Genomic DNA, 15,107 nt, shown 5'->3' with positions numbered 1-15,107 from the left:
CGCCTTGCACGCCCCCTTGTCTCGCCCTAGATTTCCAATGACAACACAAAGACCCGGAGACCCAGATGGCCATTTTTTCCCAGGAACTCGAAGACCTGCTTCGCCAAACGTTTCCCAACGCGGAAATTGCCGTGGAAGGCAGCGACGGACAGCATATGTCGGCCATGGTGATCGACGAAAGCTTTCGGGGTCTGAACCGAGTTCAGCAGCAACGCGCGGTTTATGCCGCCCTGAAAGGCAAGATGGACGGACCAGATGGTGATTTGCACGCGCTGGCCCTGACCACCAAAGCGCCAGAATAGAAAAGATACGTTCTCAAGTGGCTTGCCCCAAGATCATCTCGAGAATGACGAGTTCGAGGAACTAGAAAAAGAGTTCGGCGTTCCGATGCCGGACAAGCGCCTTAGAAAACGGCGCCTCAAGCGACAAGGAATATCCCAATGACCGACGCAAAGACCCGTATCGAAGAAATCGTCAAAGCCAACGACGTGGTGCTGTATATGAAAGGCACCAAGGATATGCCGCAATGCGGTTTTTCGCAGCGCGTTGCAGGTGTCCTGAACTATATGGGCGTCGATTATGCCGATGTGAATGTGCTGGCCGATGACGAAATCCGCCAAGGCATCAAGGACTATTCAGACTGGCCCACGATCCCTCAGCTCTATGTGAAGGGTGAATTCGTTGGCGGCTGTGATATCATTACCGAAATGACCCTGTCGGGCGAATTGGACGCCCTGTTTGAAAACAGCGACGTCACCTATGACAAAGATGCAGCAGAAAAGATCCGCGAAGCGAACGCCTAAGATGCTGTCGGCAAGAGATCGCAACTCTTGCCCGAAATTGCGAGGGGTGCGGCGATGAAACGGCCCGCGCCCCTTCACGTGCTATGGGAACATCACAAGCCGACAATGATCCTGCTGGGCTTGGCTTTGGTGTTGGCGGTGTTTTTTACCGTGCGGTTCACGTTGCATTGGGTCTACTGGCAGGACCATCGCAATTTGCGCCCGGATATCGAACCTTGGATGACCGTTGGCTATGTCGCCCATGCTTGGCATACCCCGGCACTGGACTTGGCCACGCTGTTGGGGCAGCCCGAAGACATCCGCCGCAAGACGCTGGAAGAAATCGCCCATGAACAAAACCGTCCGGTGGCCGAACTGATCGCCGAATTGAACGCGGTTTTGGAAAAGGTCGCGCAATGACGGATCAGTTATTGGCGCTGTTGCCCGATTACGGCGCGCCGCTTTTAGGGCTGATTACATTGCTCAGCTGCCTAGCGTTGCCGGTTCCTGCGTCGTTGTTTATGATGGCAGCAGGTGGCTTTGCTGCCGCTGGTGATCTGCCTCTTGGCTTTACCATTCTGGCCGCGCTGACGGGCGCGGTGATCGGCGATCAGATCGGGTATGCCTTGGGGCGGTCGGGCGCGGGATGGCTGCAACGGATCGAAAGCCGCGGCGGTAAACAGGCAATGGCGCTGTCGCGTGCCACGTCCCTGACCCGTGAACGCGGCAACATCGCGGTGTTCCTGTCACGCTGGTTGCTCAGCCCGCTGGGCCCTTATGTGAATTTCGTTGCTGGGGCAGCGCGCCTACGCTGGCCCACATTCACCATCGCCAGTGCCACGGGTGAAATCGCCTGGGTTACGATCTATGTTGGCATCGGCGCTGGTGCTGCGGATCAGTTCGGTTATCTCTGGCCGGTGATCAGCGATATGCTGGGGCTGTTGGCCGCGCTAACGGTGGCGCTGCTGTTGGCGCTGAGATTGCGTCATATGCTACAGCTTCACCGTAAACTGGGCCACAAGAAGCGGCGTTGAGCTGTGCGATCAGGACGTCGCTTTTTCCTCGACCTCATCGGCCAGCGCTTCGGCACGGGCGGCGATTTCGGCCAGCGTATCGTGCACGATTTGCGGGATGACAGGCACTTCCACTCGTTCAGGATCGGGTGCCGGTGCCGTCCGCAGTTTGTCCAGATCGGCCAGAGTTTCGGTTAGCTTAACCTCCATCTCTTTGAGCTGATCTTCAAGACCGGCGGTCTTATCCGCCAGCATCAATCCGGCCATCAGTAACATGCGCGATTCAGGCAGGCGGCCGATCTGCTGCGCCAGAGTGCCCGCTTCGGTGTCGAGCATCCCAGCGGCAGATTGCAGGTAATGTTCCTCGCCATCCTGACAGGACACTTCGAAGGCGCGACCGCCGATATGAATGATAACTTCGGGCATCAGGCGGTTTCCTTGTTCTTGCTGGCATCTATCAGCGGTTCCAGCGCTGCGGCGATCGCCTGAGTTTCCGCGGCTTCTGCCGCGCGTTCGGCCCTGAGCGCTTCAAGTTCCGCCCTCAGCCCGGCATCGAGCGCCGCAGCGATATCTTCGGCCTGAGCATCGCGCAGGGTTTGATTGACCGAGCGCAGATCTTCGCTTGTCGACTTCAGCTTTTCCAGGGCGGTTTCCATATCGGCCAACGCCGATTTCAGACCGGATATCTCCTGCTCGGTTTCTGCATCTTTCTTGTCGAGCTTGATGTGTAGAACCTTTAAACGTTCTTGCAACTGGGCATTGGCCAGCTTTTCTTCTTCCAACGCCTCGTTCAGGGCTGTACCCGCTGCCGACGCTTCGGCATCAGGATCGGGGGCGTCCGTTTGCCGCTGCCCGAAATCTTCAACCTTTTTCGCGATGCGATCCATCGCAGCGGTGATGCGGCGTTCTAGTTCGGTAATATCGCTCATGCGCCTCTGCCTTCCGGTTATTATCGAAACGCTCAGAAATTCGCCGGTGCGAATCAAGATGGCGTTCCTTGAGCCAAAGTTTACCCAATGAATAGGCAAAATGCGCCCCCCAAGCGACGGATATCCCGCCCTGCCGCTTGATCTTCGGACAAGGGCTGATATGAGCAGCATCAACACAGCCAGATCAAAGGACGTCTCTCGTGGATATTTCTGCCCTGCGCACTGCGAACCCTGAACATTGGACGAAAGCGGCCGCAATCCGCACATTGACGCTGGATGCAATCCACGCGGCAAATTCGGGCCATTCCGGCATGCCGATGGGGATGGCCGACGTTGCCACAGTCTTGTTCGAAAAGCACTTGAAATTTGACGCGGCGGCCCCCTATTGGCCCGATCGTGACCGCTTCATCCTTTCGGCTGGGCACGGTTCGATGCTGCTTTATTCGCTGCTTTACCTTACGGGCAACGAAGACATCACGCTGGAAGAAATCCGCAACTTCCGCCAATGGGGCGCGAAAACCGCTGGGCACCCGGAATACGGCCATGCCTCGGGGATCGAAACCACAACCGGACCTCTGGGTCAGGGCATTTCCAACGCGGTGGGTTTCGCCATGGCCGAAGAAATCCTGCGCGGTCAATACGGCAAGAAACTGGTCGATCACTACACTTATGTCATCGCTGGTGACGGCTGCCTGATGGAAGGTGTCAGTCACGAAGCGATTGCGCTGGCCGGGCGGCAACAATTGTCCAAGCTGGTCGTGTTCTGGGACAATAACGGAATTACCATCGACGGCACCGTCGATCTGTCCGACCGCACCGATCAGGTGCAGCGGTTCAAGGCCTCTGGCTGGCATGTGCAGGAAATCGATGGCCACGATCCGGCCGCGATCGACGAAGCGATCACCGCCGCAAAAAAGGCTGGCAAGCCGTCGATGATTGCTTGCAAGACCCATATTGCGCTTGGTTCTTCGGCCCAGGACACATCCAAAGGGCATGGCGCACTGACCGATGAAACGCTGATTGCCGACACCAAGGCCGCCTATGGCTGGCCTTATGGTCCGTTCGAAGTTCCCGCCGAAATCAAACAGGCATGGGAAAGCATCGGATCGCGTGGGGCTGCGGATCGTTCCGAATGGGAAGCACGGCTCGCGTCGGTTTCGGACCGCAAGCAGGGAGAATTCAAACGTATCTTCGATCGCGACGTTCCCAAACGCCTGTCTCCGACAATCCGGGCCCTGAAAAAGCAGATCAGCGAAGAAGGTCCCAAGGTTGCCACTCGGAAATCCAGCGAAATGGTGCTGGAAGTGATCAACCCTGTGATGACCGAAACCGTCGGCGGGTCTGCTGACCTCACCGGGTCGAACAACACCAAAACCGGCGATATGGGGATCTTTGACACCGACAACCGCAGCGGTCGCTATATTCATTGGGGTATCCGCGAACATGGCATGGCCGCAGCGATGAACGGCATGGCGCTGCATGGTGGTATCCGCCCCTACGGTGGGACTTTCATGGCATTTACCGACTACGCCCGTCCGGCGATGCGCTTGGCCGCCTTGATGAAAATACCCACCGTGTTCGTGATGACCCACGATTCGATCGGTCTGGGCGAAGACGGGCCAACGCACCAACCGGTGGAACATCTCGCCATCAGCCGCGCCACCCCGAACACCCATGTGTTCCGTCCTGCCGATACCATTGAAACGGCGGAAGCCTGGGAACTGGCGCTCAGCACCAAGGACACGCCTTCGGTTTTGTCACTGACACGTCAGGGCCTGCCGACCGTGCGTAGAAAACACACTGCTAAGAACCTGACGGCTCAGGGCGCGTATGTGTTGGCCGATGCCGAGGGCAAGCGTCAGGCAATCCTGATTGCCACCGGATCGGAAGTGGAAATCGCCTTGGCCGCACGCGATCTGTTGCAGGCAGAAGGTGTTGGCACTCGGGTCGTGTCGATGCCTTGCATGGAACTATTCGAACAACAGGACGAAGCCTATCGCAAACGCGTTTTGCCTGCGGGTCCGGTCCGTGTTGGTATCGAAGCCGCAATTCGTCAGGGTTGGGACCGATGGCTGTTGGGCGAACGTGGCCGTGAAGCTAAGGCCGGGTTTATCGGCATGACCGATTTTGGTGCTTCGGCCCCGGCGAATGTTCTTTATGAAAAATTCGGTATCACCGCCGAGGCCGCAGCGGCCAAGGTGAAAGAGTTGCTGGCCTAACGGCAAGCCGTAAAAACCACCGCTATAAATTTGCGAAGGGCCGCGCGGATGCGCGGCCCTTTTGTTCGTGGCCGATTAGGCAACGGAAGAATACGGATCGGTTCCCTGACTTCACGCGACCATTCTACCCGTTGGCGACGCGGATAAAGTCGACCTTCGCGGCATCGCCATCTTCCGAGATGTCCAACACGACACCCTTGGTCGATCCTTTTCCAATGGTGTCTGCGGTGGTTACAACCGTTTCGGATAAGGTGTTCCCTGCTGCTTTGTCTTTTGTCCCTTCGAGTGAAAAGAAACTGATGCTTCCTTGCAGCCGTTCGGCCTGTTCCGACAGCCCCGTTGCGGCCATCGACATTTCATCAGACGCAATGCTGTTCTGCTGCGTTACCGTATCGAGCTGTTGAATTGCCTCGCTGATCTGTCCCGCGCCGATATTCAGTTCGGCGTTGGCCGACGAAATGCCGCCGACAAGCTCTGCCGTTTTCTGGATGTCGGGAACGAGGTTATTGAGCAGTTCGCCCGCCGCCTGAGCCGACTGTACCGTCGCGCCCGACAGGCCAGAAATTTCCGATGCAGCTTCTTGTGAGCGTTCTGCCAGTTTGCGCACTTCTGCGGCGACGACCGCAAAGCCGCGCCCGTGATCACCCGCTCGTGCGGCCTCAACCGCAGCATTGAGAGCCAACAGATCGGTCTGACGGGCGATTTCCTGAATCACCATAATCTTGTCGGCGATGGTTTCCATTGCTTTGACCGCGTCTCCGACGGCTTTGCCGCTGGTTTCAGCATCTGCTGCGGCCTTGCGGGCAATCTGTTCTGTCTGGAGGGTATTCTCTGCGTTTTGACCGATGGTAGCGGCCATTTCTTCGATCGAAGCCGAGGTTTGTTCGGACGCCGCCGCCTGTTCGGATGCCCCCTGACTAAGCTGTTCGGAGCTGGCTGACATCTGTTCACTGCCCGAGGCAACACCGCGTGCTGCCGCACTGACATCGCCGACTACAGATTTCAGTCGGTCGGTCATGTTTGCCAGTGCCGCAAGAACGCTGTCACGATCACCGGACCGGGTCGTGATGTCGACCTCAAGATTACCATCGGCGATTTGGCGCAACACCTGTTGTGCATAGGCGGGTTCGCCGCCGAGCTGATGATAGATGCCGCGGACGATCAACAACGCAGCGGCTGCGGCGATGAGAACCATCGCAACAAGTGCCCCGATCTGAATCTGTTTGCTAAGCGCGTAGGTCGTCGCGACATTCTCTCTTGCCATATCCATTTGGCTTTGAAGCCGCCCGACCAGAGCAGCGAGCTGTGTATCCGCTGCCCGTTGCGCATCGGCTGCTATTCCGTTGCTGATCGTCAACGCGTCGTAATCGCCATTTTCAAGCGCTTTTTCCAACGCTTGTTCAACATCAAGCAGCCAAACATCCATGGCACTTTCGAATTCGACCAAAGCATCCCAATATTCATCCGGCAAGGACAGTTCGGCAACGCTGATGGCACTTTGTAATTCTTTGATTTGTTGGTGCGTAAGGTCGGCAAAGCTCTTGACGACATCGGGCTGGGCCGAAGAGGCCATCGTGCTATAGACATAGACGCGGGCCCGCAGAAGTTCGGCTTCTACGACCGCCATTACAGCGATTTCATCGCTTCCGTCAAAATCCGATGATCCGCTCGATTCCAAGACCAATTGGTCCTGCATTTTCTTCAACGCCTCAGCCAAGGTTTGATATGTCAGCACCTCTTTCTCTTGAAGAATTTGACGGCCTTTCAGGATGGATTGTAGACTCGAAAATTCCTGAACTTTCTTGTTGGCCTGTAGATAGTTTTCCCAATCTGCCTCGAAGGCGTCGAGCAAAGTCAATTCTTCGGCTTCCGATACCTCGCGCAGATCGGCCACCAGCTTTTCTATTTCAGCAATACGTTTGTCGGTATCTGCTGCCAAAACATCTTTTCCATTTTTCAACGGTGCAAGAATTATGTTTTTTTCATTCCGCGTGACCGATACCGATTGCGCGACGATTTCGTTGGCCAGCGTCACTCCGCGGACCTTTCGATCCAGCACATTGTCAAACTCTGCCTTGAGCGCCCCCATCTTCATGATGCCAAGCCCCATTCCTGCGGCGGCCAGCAGAAGCACCAGGGCGAAAACTGCGGTTAACTTGAGTTTGAGGGTCATATTATAAACCTTATTACCACTGTGATATTTCACGCCCAAGGACAGCGCGTCTGTCCGTGGGTATTTTGAAAGATCGGCCCTCCTCCCAAGAAGGTAGTACGACCTTTGGTTTTTGCTGACTTTTGACGTGGTCCGACCGCAAGCACCTAACAGCTTAGGTGTTGCGTGATCGAAAGCGTGCAACCGTCAGGCGGATATCAAGGGGAAGGATCGTTTTCGAACAGCATTACGCGCTCCCTGTTTGGATTGATTTCCAATAGAAACGGTAGGTTGCTGAAGTTATTTACCGATAGGCGGAATTACATTCTGCATAATTCCAGAGCTTTGAGATTGTTTGATACGGTTTAGTTCAAGTTTTCAATTGGGTCAGGTCATCCGGTGTTCCATACGGAAACAAGTATTGCGCCACCCGCCCGGAGCGTTGTCATCGCGTCGGGTTGAAGGCAATTCCGTTGGGGTGAACGTCATAAGAAAAGATCAGTGTGGCATTTTCTTACTAAAAAGCGGCCCAATAACCCGGGTAGAAATCGGGATCAGGATCAACCCGTAAAGCAGCCCCAGAATTCCATCAGACAATGCCGTTACACCCCATTGCACCGAACCGCGATAGGTTTCTGCCACGAGATGGGCGACCGTTTCAGCCAAAAGATGGATGTCTTCATAGGGGTGATGCAGACCCAAATCATGCAGCCCATGGATCATGATCGATCCACCAACCCATAACATTGCAGCGGTACCGACGATGGATAGGATACGCATCAGTACCGGCATGAATTTAACCAACCCGCGCCCGATGGCTTGTCCGATTCCGGTGCGCGCATTTTGCGCCACAAAAAGCCCGACATCGTCCATTTTCACGATCAACGCCACCGATCCGTAGATCGCAAGGGTTACGGCGACTCCGACCGTTGCCAAAGCAGCCGCTTCGATCCAAAGTGGACCTTCCGGGATCGCGGACAGGGCGATGGTCATGATTTCAGCCGAGAGGATGAAATCGGTCTTGATCGCGCCCTGAACCTTCTGCTGTTCAAGATGGCCGGGATCGTTCACGGACATGTCTTTTTCGATATGTTTGTCACCATGCGGGAACAGTGCGTGAAATATTTTTTCCGCCCCTTCGAAACAAAGATAACTGCCGCCCAGCATCAACAACGGCGTGATCAACCAAGGAACAAAATTCGACAATAACAACGCCGCAGGAAGCAAAATTACCAATTTGTTGAAAAACGATCCACGGGCGATTTTCCAGATGATCGGCAATTCGCGCGATGGTGCGAAACCGTCGACGTATTTTGGTGTCACGGCGGCATCGTCGATGATCACGCCTGCGGTCTTGGTTCCGGCTTTCGATGCCGCCGCCGCAATATCGTCAACACTGGTCGCCGCCACTTTTGCGATTGCGGCAACATCATCCAAAAGCGCCAGAAGACCGCTCATCATATACCTCATCTATTGGTAGCGCCAACTTAGTGGATGTACAGCACGGGGCAAGCCCGAACCCTGCCCTATCGTTAGCGCAACCCTGCAATGTTTTCGCTAACATGCTGCCAAACATAATATTTTCATCTTCACGCTGGGTCCGGGTACAGCTATACGCCCCTAAACCTTGTATTTCAGGAGCATGTTCCATGACCATCACTGTTGGCATCAACGGATTTGGCCGCATCGGCCGCTGCACCCTTTCTCATATTTCTGAAAGCGCGCGCGAAGATATCAAGGTAGTCAAGATCAACGCAACCGGTCCACTGGACACAGCGGCGCACCTGATCCGTTACGATTCCGTGCATGGGCGGTTTCCCGGCGAAGTGACCACCGGCGAGGGTTGGATGGATCTTGGCCGTGGTCGTTTCGAAGTGATGTCGACCTATGACATGGATGAACTGGACTGGTCCGGCGTCGATGTGGTGCTGGAATGCACCGGAAATTTCAACGATGGCGAAAAAGCCAAGAAGCACATCGACCGCGGTGCAAAATCGGTTCTGATTTCTGCCCCCGCCAAGAATGTGCAGAAAACCATCGTGATGGGCGTTAACGATGATCAACTGACCGCTGGCGACGTGATGATTTCGAACGGGTCCTGCACCACCAATTGCCTGGCACCACTGGCCAAGGTGTTGGATGACAAGATCGGGATCGAAAGCGGCATCATGACCACGATCCATTCCTATACCGGTGATCAGCCGACGCTGGATCGTCGTCATAACGACCTGTATCGCGCCCGCGCTGCGGCGATGTCGATGATCCCGACATCGACCGGGGCCGCCAAGGCGCTTGGGGAGGTGTTGCCGAAGCTGAAGGGCAAATTGGACGGCTCCGCCATGCGGGTCCCGACCCCGAATGTATCGGCAGTGGACCTGACCTTCATCGCTGCCCGCGACGTGACCGAAGAAGAAGTCAACGCCATCATCGCCGAAGCTGCGCATGGAGCGATGAAAGGTATTCTTGAATATGATACCGAACCGAAAGTGTCGATTGATTTCAACCACACCGAGGCCAGCTCGATCTTTGCGGCCGATCAAACCAAAGTGACCGGTGGCCGTCTGGTGAGGGTGCTGAGCTGGTACGACAATGAATGGGGTTTCTCGTGCCGGATGGCGGATGTGGCGGTGGCCATGGGAAAGCTCTTGAAGTCTGAGGTTGCACCGAACGACGCAGTCCGGCATGAATTGGTCTAACGCCATTTCATCCGGACCCTTGGACTTATGACTGACCATATTGCCATTGGACTTGGTATTTTGATCGCCGCCCTGATCGGCGGCGATTTCGTTTTGACAGGTGGCGACAACCTGCTTTTCGTGGCCAAGAAGTTTGCCGACATGTTGGAATGGCTGGCTTTCTGGCGTTGAACTGACGTGACGTTTTCCGTTCAACCAGTAGCAAGCAGCCCGCCCTGCCCCTAGCATCTTGTCAGGGATTTAAGGGAGAGAGCTTGTGGTTTGGATCATTGGATTGGCGGCGTTTGGTCTGTTTGGCGCCATAGGTTGGTTGCCGGTGAAGACCTGGCTGATCAAACGTCGGGTTGAAAAAGCCATCCCGCCACGCGGCGCATTTATTACAACCTCGATTGGTCAGCAACATTATGTCGACAGGGGTGAAGGACCGGCGATTGTGCTGATCCACGGGCTGGGCGCACAGCTTGGCAATTTTGATATGGGACTGATTGATGGGCTTGCCCGCGACCACCGGGTCATCGCACTTGACCGCCCCGGTATGGGGTGGTCGGAACGCGAAGATGAAACACCCGCCAACCCACGCGCCCAAGCTGCCCAGATCGTCGAACTGATCGATGCGCTGGGCCTCGATCAGCCATTGGTTGTCGGGCATTCACTGGGCGGTGCGATTTCACTCTGCCTGGCGTTGGATTTCCCCATGAAAACCAAAGGTCTCGCGCTACTCGCCCCACTCACGATGCGTGGCGGCGAAGTTGCACCGCCATTTAAGGGGCTCACGGTCACATCGCACCTTAAGCGTTTCTTGCTGAGCTGGACGCTCGCTATTCCGATGAGCATCCGCAATACCAATATGGTTCTCGATTATACCTTCGGCCCGGAAACGGTCCCCAAAGCCTATTCCGTTCAAGGTGGCGGCTTGTTGGGGTTGCGACCGGTTTCCTTTCGCAACACCTGCCGGGACTTTTTGGCGTCGGCTAGGGACCTTAAATGGATGAACAGTAAATACGCTCAATTGCCGGTGCCGGTTTCTGTGCTGTTCGCCCGTGACGATCGAATTCTTGATCCCGCTTTGCACGGCACAGAATTCGCCCGGCAAAACCCGAAAATCAGCCTGACGCTGATCGAAGGCGGGCATATGTTGCCGGTTACCCAGCCGGAGACCTGCGAAAGCTTCATTCGCGACGCCGAAGCAGGGCTAGCAGGGATAGGTGAACAGGATCCGTCGGATCAGGGGCGGATTGGGTGATCCCCTGCCCCGGTTACGTTCCGTTGGCCGGCCATTCGGGCTAATTACGATCAGATCGTATTTACACCCCGGATTTAACCGGGTGTAGATATCGGACCGTTTTTGCCCCAACCAAGGCTGCGGTTTGCTGGGGGGCAGCGCGAAATCCCCCATCGTTGTGCGTGCCACACCGCAAAACCCCAGATACGGGCGCAACGGTTGGCGACTTCGAAAGGCGTCGCGGGCATCGCTGAAAATCCCGCCATCACTGGCCGCCCAGCATTCGCTGGGCGCATCCATTTCCACCATTTCGGCAGTAACCACATAACGGTTTTTGGATACGCTCCAGCTGACCCAACATAGCATCAGGATCATTGGCGCGATGGTCAGCCACAGCACCATGCGTTTGCGGGGAATACCCAGGATGACTTCGTTTTCAACCGCCTGAGAAGACTGTCGCATTGCCTCACTTATCTAGTTTGGCTCGCAGCCTCTCCTTTACCGTGGGAGTGACGAATTTGGTAACGTCGCCGTCGAGCCGTGCTATTTCCTTGACCAGTTTCGAGGCAATGGCCTGATGCTTCGCTTCCGCCATCAGGAACACTGTCTCGACTGAACTGTCCAATGCACGGTTCATGCCAACCATCTGGAATTCGTATTCGAAGTCAGCAACAGCCCTCAGGCCGCGTACGATCATCTGTGCGCCAACATCATGAGCGCAGTTGATGAGCAGATTTTCGAACGGGTGAACCACGATTTCCACGCCAGTTTCCTGCTGCAACCGAGCAATTTCCATTTCGATCATTTCAACGCGTTCTTCCAGCGTGAAAAGCGGTCCCTTATCGCGGTTGATTGCAACCCCGATCACCAAACGGTCGACCAACGTAGCCGATCTGCGGATAATATCGATATGCCCCAAAGTGATTGGATCGAACGTACCCGGATAAAGGCCTATGCGCATGGAACTCCCCCTTTAAACACGGCGTTTTAAGTTGAGTGCACGCAATAATATTGCGCCGCAGAATGCAAGAGAGAATAACGCTTTTCGCAGCGTTAATGCCCCATGATCATGCCTTCGAGCGCATTTCGTTCCATGGAAAGCTCTTCCAGCCGCGCCTTGACCATATCGCCGATGGTAACAATCCCAATCAAAACACCGTCTTCGACGACGGGCATATGGCGAAATCGACCTTCGGTCATCTGGGTCAGAACGTGATCGGCGTTATCGTTTCGGGTACAGCAAACCGGATTGCGGGTCATCATGTCTTCGACGTTTTCCTGCATGCAAATGGCCCCCTTCACGGCCAGCGCCCGCACGATGTCGCGTTCGGAAATGATTCCTTCGGCGTTTTGGCCATCCTTGGACACTACGATCCCGCCAATCCTGCGTTCCGCCAATATCTTTGCCACATCCGAAACCGGTGTACCCGGTTTTACAGTGACAACACCGTCGTCTCCTTTGGCTTTCAAAATCTGATGGACAAGCATGGCGGGCCTCCTCCGCAATAACATTACGTTCCAAGCGTCACCCAGCTGCGACAACCTGTCAAGTCATGGCTTCAAGCCGGGCCACTTCGGTGCGCAAACCGTCGCCAAGCAAGACCGCAAACCGGTTCAGCCGTTCCAGCCGCCGATCATCGGCGTGACGGATCAAATAGAAACTTCGCGTCAAGCTCAACTCGTCGGTAAGGACCTTGCGAATACCGCGCCCGAACGGAATGGCAAAATCATGCACGACGCCTACCCCGCAAGCGTTGCGCACCCAATTGAACTGTACCGAAACCGAATTCGAAGCCAAGTTGACAAGGTCGACACCGACTTCGCCCAGATAATCCAGTTCCTTGTCGAAAATGAGATCAGGAATATAACCAATAACCCGATGGCCTTTCAAATCCTCGATGGAATTTATCTTTGGATGCTTGATTAGATATCGCCGCGCTGCGGCCAGATGCAGTTTGTAATCGGTGATCTTTTGCACAGTCAGTCGCCCCGCAGTCGGTGGGCTGACCCCGATGGCCATATCTGCTTCGCGTTTCGACAGGTTGAACACACGCGGCAACGCGACGATCTGGATTTCTAGATTAGGGTTTTCATCCATGATTTTGGAACAGACCTGCGGCAACAGGTAATTTGCGCAGCCATCCGGCGCACCAATCCGAATCTGGCCCGACAGATCGCCCGCTTGTCCGGCCAATTCTTCCACCGCACCGGCTGTTGCCTGTTCGGCGCGTTCCGCATGGGTCAAAAGCCTCTGCCCGGCATCCGTCATGGCATAGCCCTGAGGTGATTTCCCAAACAGGGGTGCGCCCAGTTTTTCTTCCAGCCGCGCGATACGTCGGCCAACCGTCGCCGGATCAACCTTCAATTCACGCCCTGCCGCTGATAGGCTTTCAAAGCGCGCTACGGCCAGAAAAACCTTTAGATCATCCCAATTCATTCTTCCCTCATCCTGCAATATTGCAAAATCTTTTTGATAATTTCAGTCTTTTCAGACGAAATTTGCAAGCCTATTGTAACGCCAAACCCGCAATGGAGATGTGCTATGCAAGAAATTCATCACTATATCGACGGCTCGGAAGTCAAAGGGACTTCGGGGCGCTTTTCCGATGTCTATAACCCCGCCACCGGCGAGGTTCAGGCTAAAGTGTCGCTGGCGACCAAAGCTGAACTGGATGCAGCGGTCGAAAAAGCCGCCGCAGCACAAGTTGCCTGGGGTGCCACCAACCCGCAACGCCGCGCCCGTGTGATGATGAAATTCGCCGCACTGATCAACGAAAACATGGACAAGCTCGCCGAAACATTGAGCCGCGAACATGGGAAAACCCTGCCTGACGCCCGTGGCGACGTGCAGCGTGGTCTGGAAGTGGTCGAAGTCTGCATCGGTGCCCCTGCCATGCTGAAGGGCGAATACATGAATGACGGCGGGCCGGGCATCGACCTTTATTCGATGCGCCAGGCGCTTGGCGTTGTTGCCGGCATCACCCCGTTCAACTTCCCTGCCATGATCCCGCTGTGGAAAATGGCCCCGGCGCTGGTTTGCGGCAACGCGATGATCCTGAAACCGTCGGAACGCTGCCCGACCACGTCCTTGATGCTGGCCGAACTGCTGAAAGAAGCGGGTCTGCCCGACGGTGTGCTGCAAGTCGTTAACGGTGATAAGGAAGTCGTCGATGCGATCCTCGACAATGACACCATTCAGGCCGTCGGCTTTGTCGGTTCGACCCCGATCGCCCAGTATATCTATGGCCGCGCCGCCACCAATGGCAAACGCGCCCAGTGTTTTGGTGGTGCAAAGAACCACATGATCATCATGCCCGACGCCGACATGGACAAGGCCGCCGATGCTCTGGTCGGTGCCGGGTTTGGCGCCGCAGGCGAACGCTGCATGGCGATTTCGGTCGCGGTTCCGGTTGGTGACAAGACGGCAGATGCGTTGATCGAACGTTTGGTGCCGCGGATCGAGGCGTTGAAAGTCGGCCCCTATACAGCAGGCGACGACGTTGATTTCGGCCCGGTCATCACCGCCCAAGCGCGGGATCGGATCAACGGTTTGGTCAATAGCGGCGTGGATCAAGGCGCCAATCTGGTGGTCGATGGCCGCGATTTCAATCTGCAGGGCTACGAAAACGGCTTCTTTGTAGGTCCGTCGCTGTTCGACAATGTCACCCCTGACATGGATATCTACAAAGAAGAAATCTTTGGCCCGGTTCTGAGCCAGGTGCGTGCGCAGTCCTATGATGAAGCGCTGGATCTGATCATGAAAAATAATTACGGTAACGGCACCTCGATCTATACAGCCGATGGTGACACCGCGCGCGACTTTGCTGCCAAGGTGAATGTCGGTATGGTCGGCATCAACTTCCCGATCCCGGTTCCGCTGAGCTATTTCACCTTTGGCGGATGGAAAAAGTCGGCCTTTGGCGATTTGAACCAATATGGCCCCGACGCGTTCCGTTTCTACACCAAGACCAAGACCGTCACGGCGCGGTGGTTCTCGGGCATCAAGGATGGCGGCGAGTTTGCCTTCAAGGCGATGGACTGATCTGCAACGCTGAGAAATTTTCTGAAGGGGGCATGCTTCATGCCCCCTTCAC

At 55.6% G+C, this 15,107-nt stretch carries 17 protein-coding genes; 9 read left to right on the top strand and 8 right to left on the bottom strand.

Features of this window, described 5'->3' with window-relative positions; all coding sequences use genetic code 11:
* The first annotated feature begins 65 nt into the window (after window positions 1-65).
* From TG4357_RS01020 to TG4357_RS01005, 4 genes are all read left to right on the top strand, one after another.
* Entirely contained in the window at window positions 66-302 is a 237-nt protein-coding gene (locus TG4357_RS01020) for a BolA/IbaG family iron-sulfur metabolism protein (protein WP_058261010.1), read from the top strand.
* Window positions 303-440: 138 nt separating this feature from the next.
* Window positions 441-803 (top strand): Grx4 family monothiol glutaredoxin, encoded by a 363-nt coding sequence (gene grxD, locus TG4357_RS01015; RefSeq protein ID WP_058261009.1) that lies wholly within the window; start codon window positions 441-443, stop codon window positions 801-803.
* A 54-nt stretch (window positions 804-857) separates the two neighbouring features.
* A complete protein-coding gene (locus TG4357_RS01010) occupies window positions 858-1,202 on the top strand; it encodes a hypothetical protein (protein WP_139193584.1) in 345 nt (114 codons plus the stop codon).
* Window positions 1,199-1,816, top strand: coding sequence for a DedA family protein (locus TG4357_RS01005; protein WP_058261007.1), 618 nt, complete (start codon window positions 1,199-1,201; stop codon window positions 1,814-1,816). The genes TG4357_RS01010 and TG4357_RS01005 overlap by 4 nt, the downstream gene beginning before the upstream one ends.
* Window positions 1,817-1,825: 9 nt before the next feature.
* Here TG4357_RS01005 and TG4357_RS01000 read toward each other — a convergent pair whose 3' ends face one another.
* The gene (locus tag TG4357_RS01000; RefSeq protein WP_058261006.1) at window positions 1,826-2,221 is read right to left on the bottom strand and encodes a cell division protein ZapA; all 396 of its coding nucleotides are present in this window, start codon (window positions 2,219-2,221) and stop codon (window positions 1,826-1,828) included.
* The gene (locus TG4357_RS00995) at window positions 2,221-2,724 is read right to left on the bottom strand and encodes a hypothetical protein (protein WP_058261005.1); all 504 of its coding nucleotides are present in this window, start codon (window positions 2,722-2,724) and stop codon (window positions 2,221-2,223) included. The genes TG4357_RS01000 and TG4357_RS00995 overlap by 1 nt, the downstream gene beginning before the upstream one ends.
* Window positions 2,725-2,924: 200 nt before the next feature.
* Here TG4357_RS00995 and tkt point away from each other — a divergent pair, with 200 nt between their 5' ends.
* On the top strand, window positions 2,925-4,943 hold the full coding sequence (gene tkt / locus TG4357_RS00990; RefSeq protein ID WP_058261004.1) for a transketolase: 2,019 nt from the start codon (window positions 2,925-2,927) through the stop codon (window positions 4,941-4,943).
* A 124-nt stretch (window positions 4,944-5,067) separates the two neighbouring features.
* Here the strand turns inward: tkt and TG4357_RS00985 are convergent, their stop codons facing one another.
* Entirely contained in the window at window positions 5,068-7,116 is a 2,049-nt protein-coding gene (locus tag TG4357_RS00985) for a HAMP domain-containing methyl-accepting chemotaxis protein (RefSeq protein WP_058261003.1), read from the bottom strand.
* A gap of 477 nt (window positions 7,117-7,593) precedes the next feature.
* Window positions 7,594-8,553, bottom strand: coding sequence for a DUF808 domain-containing protein (locus TG4357_RS00980; RefSeq protein ID WP_058261002.1), 960 nt, complete (start codon window positions 8,551-8,553; stop codon window positions 7,594-7,596).
* Between the two features lie 191 nt (window positions 8,554-8,744).
* On the opposite strand from TG4357_RS00980, the gene gap reads away from it, so the two are divergent.
* From gap to TG4357_RS00965, 3 genes are all read left to right on the top strand, one after another.
* Entirely contained in the window at window positions 8,745-9,791 is a 1,047-nt protein-coding gene (gap, locus tag TG4357_RS00975) for a type I glyceraldehyde-3-phosphate dehydrogenase (RefSeq protein ID WP_058261001.1), read from the top strand.
* 27 nt (window positions 9,792-9,818) lie between these two features.
* Entirely contained in the window at window positions 9,819-9,962 is a 144-nt protein-coding gene (locus TG4357_RS19620; protein ID WP_058261000.1) for a hypothetical protein, read from the top strand.
* A gap of 85 nt (window positions 9,963-10,047) precedes the next feature.
* Window positions 10,048-11,034, top strand: a complete 987-nt coding sequence (locus tag TG4357_RS00965) for an alpha/beta fold hydrolase (protein WP_058260999.1) — start codon at window positions 10,048-10,050, stop codon at window positions 11,032-11,034.
* On the opposite strand, the gene TG4357_RS00960 is transcribed toward TG4357_RS00965, so the two are convergent.
* The 4 genes from TG4357_RS00960 to TG4357_RS00945 all read right to left on the bottom strand — a co-directional run bounded on the left by TG4357_RS00960 (window position 10,984) and on the right by TG4357_RS00945 (window position 13,450).
* Window positions 10,984-11,475, bottom strand: coding sequence for a hypothetical protein (locus TG4357_RS00960; RefSeq protein ID WP_058260998.1), 492 nt, complete (start codon window positions 11,473-11,475; stop codon window positions 10,984-10,986). The two genes, TG4357_RS00965 and TG4357_RS00960, sit on opposite strands and share 51 nt — an antisense overlap.
* Window positions 11,476-11,479: 4 nt before the next feature.
* Window positions 11,480-11,974 carry a pantetheine-phosphate adenylyltransferase gene (gene coaD / locus TG4357_RS00955; protein ID WP_058260997.1) on the bottom strand — a complete coding sequence of 165 codons (495 nt, stop codon included), beginning with the start codon at window positions 11,972-11,974 and terminating at the stop codon, window positions 11,480-11,482.
* A gap of 92 nt (window positions 11,975-12,066) precedes the next feature.
* Window positions 12,067-12,501, bottom strand: a complete 435-nt coding sequence (locus tag TG4357_RS00950) for a CBS domain-containing protein (protein ID WP_058260996.1) — start codon at window positions 12,499-12,501, stop codon at window positions 12,067-12,069.
* Window positions 12,502-12,559: 58 nt separating this feature from the next.
* Window positions 12,560-13,450, bottom strand: a complete 891-nt coding sequence (locus TG4357_RS00945; protein ID WP_058260995.1) for a LysR family transcriptional regulator — start codon at window positions 13,448-13,450, stop codon at window positions 12,560-12,562.
* 105 nt (window positions 13,451-13,555) lie between these two features.
* Here TG4357_RS00945 and TG4357_RS00940 point away from each other — a divergent pair, with 105 nt between their 5' ends.
* Window positions 13,556-15,055 carry a CoA-acylating methylmalonate-semialdehyde dehydrogenase gene (locus TG4357_RS00940; RefSeq protein WP_058260994.1) on the top strand — a complete coding sequence of 500 codons (1,500 nt, stop codon included), beginning with the start codon at window positions 13,556-13,558 and terminating at the stop codon, window positions 15,053-15,055.
* Window positions 15,056-15,107 lie beyond the last annotated feature (52 nt).

The organism is Thalassovita gelatinovora (assembly GCF_001458355.1).
In the GTDB taxonomy this organism is placed as follows: Bacteria; Pseudomonadota; Alphaproteobacteria; order Rhodobacterales; family Rhodobacteraceae; genus Thalassobius; species Thalassobius gelatinovorus.
The sequence above is the reverse complement of the archived record's forward strand: the minus strand, read 5'-3'. Positions and strand labels throughout refer to the sequence as shown.

Excerpts from the sequence above, each read along its gene's own strand:
- TG4357_RS01020 (WP_058261010.1), top strand. The coding sequence starts at position 66 with ATGGCCATTTTTTCCCAGGAACTCGAAGACCTGCTTCGCCAAACGTTT.
- grxD (WP_058261009.1), top strand. The coding sequence starts at position 441 with ATGACCGACGCAAAGACCCGTATCGAAGAAATCGTCAAAGCCAACGAC.
- TG4357_RS01010 (WP_139193584.1), top strand. The coding sequence starts at position 858 with ATGAAACGGCCCGCGCCCCTTCACGTGCTATGGGAACATCACAAGCCG.
- TG4357_RS01005 (WP_058261007.1), top strand. The coding sequence starts at position 1,199 with ATGACGGATCAGTTATTGGCGCTGTTGCCCGATTACGGCGCGCCGCTT.
- TG4357_RS01000 (WP_058261006.1), bottom strand. The coding sequence starts at position 2,221 with ATGCCCGAAGTTATCATTCATATCGGCGGTCGCGCCTTCGAAGTGTCC.
- TG4357_RS00995 (WP_058261005.1), bottom strand. The coding sequence starts at position 2,724 with ATGAGCGATATTACCGAACTAGAACGCCGCATCACCGCTGCGATGGAT.
- TG4357_RS00985 (WP_058261003.1), bottom strand. The coding sequence starts at position 7,116 with ATGACCCTCAAACTCAAGTTAACCGCAGTTTTCGCCCTGGTGCTTCTG.
- TG4357_RS00980 (WP_058261002.1), bottom strand. The coding sequence starts at position 8,553 with ATGAGCGGTCTTCTGGCGCTTTTGGATGATGTTGCCGCAATCGCAAAA.
- gap (WP_058261001.1), top strand. The coding sequence starts at position 8,745 with ATGACCATCACTGTTGGCATCAACGGATTTGGCCGCATCGGCCGCTGC.
- TG4357_RS19620 (WP_058261000.1), top strand. The coding sequence starts at position 9,819 with ATGACTGACCATATTGCCATTGGACTTGGTATTTTGATCGCCGCCCTG.
- TG4357_RS00960 (WP_058260998.1), bottom strand. The coding sequence starts at position 11,475 with ATGCGACAGTCTTCTCAGGCGGTTGAAAACGAAGTCATCCTGGGTATT.
- coaD (WP_058260997.1), bottom strand. The coding sequence starts at position 11,974 with ATGCGCATAGGCCTTTATCCGGGTACGTTCGATCCAATCACTTTGGGG.
- TG4357_RS00950 (WP_058260996.1), bottom strand. The coding sequence starts at position 12,501 with ATGCTTGTCCATCAGATTTTGAAAGCCAAAGGAGACGACGGTGTTGTC.
- TG4357_RS00945 (WP_058260995.1), bottom strand. The coding sequence starts at position 13,450 with ATGAATTGGGATGATCTAAAGGTTTTTCTGGCCGTAGCGCGCTTTGAA.
- TG4357_RS00940 (WP_058260994.1), top strand. The coding sequence starts at position 13,556 with ATGCAAGAAATTCATCACTATATCGACGGCTCGGAAGTCAAAGGGACT.